General features: G+C 66.6%; 5 protein-coding genes. 2 read left to right on the top strand and 3 right to left on the bottom strand.

The window, feature by feature from the left end; translation table 11 throughout:
* The first annotated feature begins 507 nt into the window (after positions 1-507).
* Together ltrA and DVS29_RS18160 are read left to right on the top strand one after the other, a co-directional pair.
* Positions 508-1,875, top strand: a complete 1,368-nt coding sequence (gene ltrA / locus DVS29_RS18165) for a group II intron reverse transcriptase/maturase (RefSeq protein ID WP_118181860.1) — start codon at positions 508-510, stop codon at positions 1,873-1,875.
* Positions 1,876-2,082: 207 nt separating this feature from the next.
* Positions 2,083-3,183, top strand: coding sequence for a fatty acid desaturase family protein (locus tag DVS29_RS18160; RefSeq protein ID WP_240655675.1), 1,101 nt, complete (start codon positions 2,083-2,085; stop codon positions 3,181-3,183).
* 106 nt (positions 3,184-3,289) lie between these two features.
* Here DVS29_RS18160 and DVS29_RS18155 read toward each other — a convergent pair whose 3' ends face one another.
* The 3 genes from DVS29_RS18155 to DVS29_RS18145 form a co-directional block, all read right to left on the bottom strand.
* Positions 3,290-3,475, bottom strand: coding sequence for a hypothetical protein (locus DVS29_RS18155; protein ID WP_118181858.1), 186 nt, complete (start codon positions 3,473-3,475; stop codon positions 3,290-3,292).
* A 388-nt stretch (positions 3,476-3,863) separates the two neighbouring features.
* Positions 3,864-5,375, bottom strand: coding sequence for an efflux transporter outer membrane subunit (locus tag DVS29_RS18150; protein WP_118181857.1), 1,512 nt, complete (start codon positions 5,373-5,375; stop codon positions 3,864-3,866).
* Complete coding sequence (locus DVS29_RS18145; protein WP_118181856.1) at positions 5,372-6,682, bottom strand: efflux RND transporter periplasmic adaptor subunit; 1,311 nt, start codon at positions 6,680-6,682, stop codon at positions 5,372-5,374. Before DVS29_RS18145 ends, DVS29_RS18150 begins: the two co-directional genes overlap by 4 nt.
* Positions 6,683-6,689: the final 7 nt, after the last annotated feature.

The following is a 6,689-nucleotide window of genomic DNA, read 5'->3' as shown; positions in this document are numbered from 1 at the left end:
GATCGCCTCCAGAGCATGAACTGAACCGCCGTATGCGGAACCGCACGTACGGTGGTGTGAGAGGGCTGAGGGGGTAACCCCTCACCCTACTCGATTGTGCCGAGCATGCCCAACAGCTTGGGGGTGAGAGTCCCCTGCCCAACCTGATGGTGGTGAAGGGCTAGTGAAACGCAAGGGCGTCGTCGTGAGGCGGGGTCTGAAGGAAGCGTGTAGCAAAGCCACGACCTGACGAACAGAAACCAGATACGAGGCCTACCCAGTCGGACGAGCGAGCCATTGATCGCGAAGTCCACGACCATCAAGGGCTGAGGTGATAGATCTGGCAGGTGTGTGGTGAAGGCGGTTGGGCTTACCCCGGGAGGCCTGCGCGGCGTCCTGGAATCAGGACTGAGCGGCCCGCAAGGGCCGTTGAGCGCCGTGCAGGAGTCAGCAGAAGGCATAGTAGGGCGGTGGTTATGCCTGAAGGCCTGAACGGAAAGGAGCGGCGAGTAAGCCGGAGAACTCGACATGGGAGCGCAGCAGAAAACGCATCGCGTCCTCGGCAGCGGAGGCAGGGGTGAAGCCCCGAGGGCCGCAGATCGAGGGGCTGAACCTGTGGCGGCGAACCCCGAGCCTGAAAGCCCGTCGGCTTGTGACCGACTGATGGAAGAAGTCTGCGAAAGGGAGAACCTGAAGCAGGCGTTGAAGCGTGTGAAAGCGAACAAGGGTGCACCGGGCGTGGACGGCATGACGGTTCAGGCATTACCGGCGTACCTGCGGGAGCATTGGCCGACGATAGGGGCCTCACTGCTCGAGGGAACCTACCAACCACAACCTGTGAGACGGGTCGAGATACCCAAGCCGGATGGAGGGGGCGTGCGCAAGCTCGGTATTCCCTCTGCACTCGACAGGCTCGTCCAGCAGGCGGTGTTGCAGGTGCTGCAAAGGCAGTGGGACCCGACGTTCTCGGACTCCAGTTATGGCTTTCGTCCGGGACGCTCGGCGCATCAGGCCGTGGCGCGCGCACAGGGTTACATCCAGGCCGGACATGGCTGGGTGGTAGACCTGGATCTGGCGCAGTTCTTTGACCGCGTGAACCACGATATCCTGATGAGCCGGGTGGCCAGCCGGATCAGCGACAGGCGCATGTTGAAGCTGATCCGCGCCTTCCTGACGGCGGGTGTGCTGGAGAACGGGCTGGTTGGTGCAACGGATGAGGGCACGCCCCAGGGCGGTCCGCTGTCACCGTTATTATCCAATCTGATGCTCGACGATCTTGACAAGCTGCTTGAGCAACGCGGACTGCGGTTCGTGAGGTACGCCGACGATTGCAACGTCTACGTACGCAGCGAACGTGCCGGCCAGCGGGTGATGGCAGGGCTGAAGGCCTTCCTCACCGGCAGGTTGAAGCTGAAGGTCAATGAAGCGAAGAGCGCGGTCGCGCGGCCTCGCATGCGGAAGTTTCTGGGATTCACGTTCTCGGGCGGAGACAGGGCCAAAAGGCGTATTGCGCCCAAGGCACTGGCCCGCTTCAAGGAGCGCATCCGGGAACTGACTCAACGCAAACGAGGGATCAGCATTGAGCAGTTGATGGAGCGGCTAAAACGCTACCTCACCGGGTGGCGTGGCTACTTCGGCTTCTGCGAGACGCCAAGTACATTACAGCGACTTGATGAGTGGGTGCGCCGACGAGTTCGCTGCATCTTCTGGCAACAGTGGGGCAACAGCCGCAACCGGTTCCGGGAGTTGACGGGTCGCGGAATTGACCGGCAACTGGCCGCCCAAACGGTCGGTTCTCCTCACGCTGCATGGCGCCTGAGTCATAGTCCGGCCCTGCAACGTGCACTCACCAACCGCTATCTTGGCTCCCTCGGACTTCCATCGTTGCGACTATAGCCGGTCAACCGGTCCGAGCCGCCGTGTACGGACCCGTACGCACGGTGGCGTGGGAGGGGTCGGGCCGCGAGGCTTGCCCCTATCCCGATCCCACGCATTCCGCCGGCATGGCGAAATACCGCCCATTGATTACGCCGGATTGCACGTCTTCTGCCTGTCATACGGCACTGCTAAGTTCGCCCGCGATGTCATATCGACGGAGGAACGATGGACCCACGGCCGGCGCCCGATCTCGCCCAGTCGCATCCCACGATGCGTACCGCGCGTCCCGCAGCCCGAGCGGCAAAAGCGGCAGACAAGGCGGACACGCGAGAGCGGCCATCGGTGCGGCTGCGCCGTCCGCCGATCGATCTGCGCGCGAACGTCGCGCTCGTCGCCCTCGTAGCAGGCGCGTCGCTGTTGCAGCTGTTCGGGCTCGCGGCGCTGCTACATGCGTACGGCGCCATCATGCTGCTGCTGATCGTGCCGATCGTCGTGCTGACGCCGACGCACTGGGGCCTGATTCACGAAGCGATTCACAGCCAGCTGTTCGCGTCGCGGCGACTGAACGACGTGGTCGCGCGCATGCTGTCCGTCGCGCTCGCCGTGCCGTTCGACACCGTGCGTTTCGGACACCTGATGCATCATCGCTTCACCCGCGAACCTTACGATCAGCCCGATCTGTACGACGGCGCCGGTCCGTTGTGGCGCGCGCGGCTCGTCTATTACGTGCGGCTGCTCGGCGGTCTGTACGCGGGCGAACTGGTGGTGCCGCTGCTCGCGTTCATGCCGGCGCGCTTCGCCAGCGCGCAAGTTGCCGCGGCGGTCGGCGCGAAAGGGCCAGTCGGCGAGCAGGTGCAGCGCCTCTTCGTGAACTTCACCGCGGATGCGACGCGCCGCGGCCGCACGCGCCGCGACTGGCTGATGACGATCGCGCTGTACGGCGCGGCGTTCTGGTTCTACGGAGCATGGTGGCCGGCGCTGGCGGTCGCGATGCTGTTGCGCGGGATGTGGATTTCGATGGCGGACAACCTGCCGCACTTCGACGTCGAACTCGACGAGCCCGGCCGCGCACGCAATTTCGACGTGGCGCCGTTCTGGCGCGTCGTTGTAATGAACCATCATCTGCACCGGCTGCATCACGAGCAGCCGACGCTGCCGTGGACCGCGTTGCCCGCCTATGCGGCGAAACTCGCGGCGCAACAGGAAGCCGATGCGGAGCGCAAGGCGACAGCGCGCGCGCCGATGCCGTATTTCCGTTCGGCGCTGCGCCAGTTCTGTGGACCTAAGCGAGTGGGACAGGTGGAAGGCGTGCCGCAGCGCGCCTGATGCGCTGATCGCACAATCACCCCACTGCCGCGAACCCAACGCTCGCAGCAGCGAACAGTGCCCCCGTCAAACGCGCGCGCAATGACGCGCGCGGAGCGCGGCGCGGCTACATCAGCGCCGGCAGCCCTTCGACGAGCACGACCGCGAATGCCACGCCTAGCAGCGCGCCGATCACCCGTAGCACGTTGTGCCGGAACTCCGTCGCGCACGGCAGTGCGCCAAGGAAGAGCGCGCCGGCCAGCGCCATCGGGATGACCAGAATGAAATCGGCGACCGTGAAATAGTTCGTCATTGCTCGTCTCCTTCTAATCGTACTCATCGGGCGAACCGCGTTGTCGCACGTGCATCGCAGCACGACGGGCGGGCGGTTCGGACCGTGAAACGAGTATAGGAGAGCAGATGGCAGCCGCGTCATCTTGCTGCGCCGCGACATGAGCACGTCGATCGGCGCGAAACGCAGACACAGCAAGGGCTCCGAGCGAACGTGCACTCTTCGGCGGATTGCGAAATCGGCACGTTCGATGCTTACGATCGACTTTCGGATTCTCGCTGCCGCAGCCGTCACGCGTCCGTCACGCGCCTGCGAGGCCGATCACCAGCAACCCGGCGACAGGTGCCGCGACACCGTTCCAGCCCGGCGTCGCCCGGAAGTGTCCGTGCGCTTGTCGATCGATCGCGCGTCAGCCGTTGGTCGCTGCTGTGCTTGCCGCTTTCGGCGCCTTCGCGTCCGGATGCACGAGCTGATCGTCGGTGGGCAGATCGGCGCTGGACCAGCCGCCGCCGAGCGCCTTGATCAGCGCGACGCTCGCCGCCATCCTGCGCCGCGAAATCGAAACGGCCTGGCGTTCGTTGGTGAGTGCGGTGGTCTGCGCGACGACCACATCGAGGTAGGTGATCGCGCCGTTCCTGTAGCGGTCCGACACAACGGCGAGCGAGCGCTTCGCCGCCGCGACGGCCTGGTCCTGCGCGGCCGCTTCCTGTTCGAGCACGCGCAACGCGGCGAGATTGTCCTCCACCTGGCCGAACGCGGTGAGCACGGTCTGCCGGTACTGCGCGACCGTCGCGTCGTACTGCGCGCGCGCCTCTTCCTTCACCGCCGCGCGTCCACCGAAGTCGAGGATCGTGCCCGCGATCGACGGCCCGAGCGACCACATGCGGCTCGGCGCGACGAGCCACGAGCTGAAGTTCGTTGCTTCGAGACCGCCCGTGACCGAGAGCATCAGGTTCGGAAAGAACGCCGCCGTCGCGACGCCAACCTGCGCGTTTGCATTCACCACCTGCCGCTCGGCTGCCGCGATGTCCGGCCGCCGTTCGAGCAGCGCCGACGGTACGCCTGCCGGCGCGACCACCGGCACCGCGACGAGCGGCGCGAACGGCAGCGAGAACGTGGACGGCGATTCGCCGGCGAGGATCGCGATCGCGTGTTCGAGCTGCGAGCGCTGCACGTTCAGGTCGATCGCCTGGGCTTCGGTGGTGCGCAGCTGCGTCTGCGCCTGCGCGACGTCCGCGTCCGTCGCGATGCCGCCGGCGTAGCGGTTCTGCGTCAGCGTGACGGCTTCGCGATAGGCCTTGATCGTGTCGTCGAGCAGCTGGCGCTCTTCGTCGATGCCGCGCAGCTCGAAGTAGTCGGTCGCGAGCTCGGCCTGCATCGACAGCAGCACGCTCTCCGCATCGGCGGCGCTTGCCTGCGCGTTCGCCTTCGCGCCTTCGACGCTGCGCGACACGCGGCCCCACAGGTCCGGCTCCCACGATGCGTCGGCCTGCACGAGGTAGTCGTTGATCGTGAGCCCGGCTTTCGACGTGTACAGCAGGTTCTGCGACGTGCGGTAGCGGTCGAAGTCGCCGCCCGCCGTGACGGTCGGGAAGAACGCCGAGCGATACTGCGCGACGGTGGCGCGCGCTGCGCGGAAATGCGCGTTCGCGGCCGCCACGTTCTGGTTCGCGAGCGCGACCTTCTGTTCGAGCGCATCCAGCTGCGGATCGCGATAGACGCTCCACCAGTCGCCGCGCGTCAGTGCGTCGGCAGGCTGCGCGCGTTGCCAGCCGGTGCCTTCGAGTTCCTTCCACGTGGCCGCGGCGGGCGCGTCCGGACGGTGATAGTTCGGGCCGAGCGTGCACGCGGCCAGCGCGGCGGCCGCCAGCATCAGCGCGATGGTGCGTGGCACTGTGTGCAGCGTGCGGATCACCGTCATTCTCCCGATCCCGACGGCTGCGTGCCCGCCTCGCTGCCGGCTTCGGCGGCGGCGGGCGTCGCGCTGCCCGCGTGCGTCGAACTCGCGCCCGCGGCTTCACTGCCGGCTTTCGACGGCACCACGCGCACTGGTGCGCCATCGACGATCGAGTCCTGCGGATTCAGGATCACCTGCTCGTCACCCGTGAGCCCGGACGTCACGGCAACGCGCGTGCCGAAGTCCGTGCCGAGCGTGATCGGCACGAGCTTCACGTGCTGTTGCGCATCGACCGTCGCGACGCGCACGCCGCCCGGCCGGAACAGCAGCGTGTTGCCCGGCAGCGTGAATGGCGCCGCGCCCGCGCCGAGCGCGAAATGCACCTGCGCGTACGCGCCCGGCAGCAGCGCGCCGCTGCGGTTGTCGACGTCCACTTCGACGAGCATCGTGCGTTGCGTCGGATCCACCGCGCCCGCGGTGCGCGCGACGCTGCCTGGATAGCGCTTCGTCGGCGAGTCGGGCATCGTCAGATACGCGGCCTGCTGCGGCTTCACGTCCGGCGCGTAGGCTTGCGGCACGTTCACGTAGACGCGCAGCCGGCTCGCATCGACCACATGGAACAGCTCTTTCGCGGGGCCGCCCGAGCTGCCCGCATCGATCAGCGCGCCGACGTCGACGTTGCGCGCGGTGACGATGCCGTCGAACGGCGCATAGACCTTCTGGAACGACGTGAGCTTTTCGAGCCGCGCGACATTGAAGCGCGCCGCGTCGAGCGAGCCCTTCTTCGCGAGCATGTCGCCGACCTTCTCGTCGGTCTCCTGCTTCGAGACTGAATTGCTCTTCAGCATCGTGGTCCAGCGGTCCGCGGTGCTCTTCGCGAGCGCGTAGTTCGCTTCGGCATTCGCGAGATCGGCGCGCGCGGCGCGCAGCTGGTCGTCCACTTCCGGCGTATCGATTTCCGCGAGCAGCTGGCCCGACTTCACATGTGCGCCGATGTCCGCGTACCACTTCTTCAGGTAACCGTTGGTGCGCGCGTAGATCGGCGTGTCGAGAAACGCCTGCACGTTGCCTGGCAGCACGAGATCGAGCGCGGCCGTCGACTTCTGCGGCTTCACCACCGCGACGCTCAGCGCGCTCGCGTGATCCGCTTCGCGTTCGAGCGCCGCGTGCGCGCTGTGCCGCGACCAGATGCCCTGCGCGGCGAGCAGCAGCACGACTATCAGCGCGACCACGAGCGGCCAGCGCGAGCGCCGCTTGCGCACAGGTGGCTGCGCGTTGCCGCCGTTCGGTGCGTGTTCAGGATCCGCGGACGCGGGACGTTTGCCTTCCATCGAAGCT

It is taken from the genome of Paraburkholderia phosphatilytica, assembly GCF_003443895.1.
Classification (GTDB): domain Bacteria; phylum Pseudomonadota; class Gammaproteobacteria; order Burkholderiales; family Burkholderiaceae; genus Paraburkholderia; species Paraburkholderia phosphatilytica.
Note: the sequence above shows the minus strand (reverse complement) of the source record. Positions and strands in the feature narration are given on the sequence as shown.